1 protein-coding gene and 1 pseudogene are annotated in these 1,554 nt (G+C 32.4%); one reads left to right on the forward strand and one right to left on the reverse strand.

Annotated features, from left to right (window positions below; all coding sequences use genetic code 11):
• Nucleotides 1–218 precede the first annotated feature (218 nt).
• A pseudogene (locus tag ESZ54_RS12870) lies at nucleotides 219–407 on the forward strand (bacteriocin immunity protein); the annotation flags it as partial.
• Nucleotides 408–465: 58 nt separating this feature from the next.
• On the opposite strand, the gene ESZ54_RS12450 reads toward ESZ54_RS12870, so the two are convergent.
• Nucleotides 466–1,296, reverse strand: coding sequence for an alpha/beta fold hydrolase (locus tag ESZ54_RS12450; RefSeq protein WP_136137976.1), 831 nt, complete (start codon nucleotides 1,294–1,296; stop codon nucleotides 466–468).
• Between the last annotated feature and the right edge of the window lie 258 nt (nucleotides 1,297–1,554).

The following is a 1,554-nucleotide window of genomic DNA, read 5'->3' on the forward strand; positions in this document are numbered from 1 at the left end:
TTATGAAATTAGCTCAATTAGGCTCAATATCATTTTTTTTTGAACTAACTTGTGAAACAATTGGAGAAGTAAATTTTCAATTCCGTCTAATTAAAGGAATGAATAGTGAGAAGAGGTTGTGATATAAGTGTTCTTCTTCCAAAATAAGAAAGAAATCATGAAAATTTTTTCTCAATTTTTTGTGATTTTCGGATTATTTTCGTCAAAAAGAGAATGCGTATAAACAGTTATTATACGATTATTATTTGGAGTTCAAAGATGGCAGACAGTCAATTCCATATATCATTAGTCGTTTTATTGTTGCGAATGCTAATTTTTTGATAAAGCATGAGATTCATTTGTCGGAAGAAAATGAAGCATTACTTCATCAGATTGCCAGCTTAGGGGAAATCAGATACGGTTATTAAGTTACATAATTAAGACAAAAGGAGCGAATGAAAATAGTCATTCGCTCCTTTTAATACCTTATTTAATAAAATCGATTAGGGTTTGATGATAGTTTATCGGTTCTTCCAGCATTGGATTGTGACCGCTTTTTGAAAACTTAACCAGTGGTATTTTGTACTTGGAGATGATTGTATTCCAAAGCGAAGTTGGCGCAACAAGATAATCATAATCACTCAGTAATAAAATCAGCGGTTTTTGCCACTTGGCAATGAATGACTCAGTATCATAGTTTGCGAATGCTTCACCCCATAAATGGTCGAGAGCTACCATATTATTTGGTAAGTCATCCCATAGATAAGCACCATCATAAGCAAAGTCATAAAAGCTATGAGCTTGCATACGAATATTCATTGCGGAAAAACGCTTCTCTGGAGCTTGTTCGATGTCGTTTGCTAGTTTAGCAATTTCTTTGTAAAAACAAGCTTTACGTTCATCAGAAGCAGTTGCTTCAAAGTAAGCTATACTGCCTTCTTGGCGTTCTTTTTTATTGGTAGGTGCTAAATTAGATAGTATCACACCTAGAATGTGTTCTGGATATTTTTCAGCGTAGGCCATCGCCATAAAACCATGACCTGAGTGACCTAGTACATACATCTCATTAATGTGAGCATCAAGTCGAATGATCTCTAAATCACTGACAACATCATCTAAACTATGTTTACTTTTGCTTGGATCAACGTTAGTAAAACCAATATGTGATACGAATAATAAATTTAAATCGCTATAAACAGGATCACTAAAAAGCTTAGGATAGTAAATCGGACTACCTATAACCATAATGGTTGGTAGATCAAGTTTTCCCTGTTGTAGATATGTTAATTGATAGTTTTCTTTTTGAATTGTTTTCATTATTTGACACCTCTAAGTTTTATTAACTCAATCAAGTAGATTGAATATTCTGCTTTTTATAGGTTAATAGAAATAAAGAGGAGTCAGCGAATGAAGCTACCTGATAATCCCATTGGAATTCATCCTTTCTTGTTACCTTAATCTAACACAATCTTTTGAAAAAAATCAAAGTAAACAAAAAAAACTTAAGTAAAAAGCAAACAATAAAAAATATGTTGTTTGCTTTTTACTTAAGGTTTGATGTTAGTATGAAATCTT

The organism is Vagococcus silagei (assembly GCF_004795745.1).
Taxonomy (GTDB): Bacteria; Bacillota; Bacilli; order Lactobacillales; family Vagococcaceae; genus Vagococcus; species Vagococcus silagei.

What these genes read in the sequence shown, in the direction of transcription:
- ESZ54_RS12450 (WP_136137976.1), bottom strand. Translation starts at nt 1,296, where the DNA reads ATGAAAACAATTCAAAAAGAAAACTATCAATTAACATATCTACAACAG.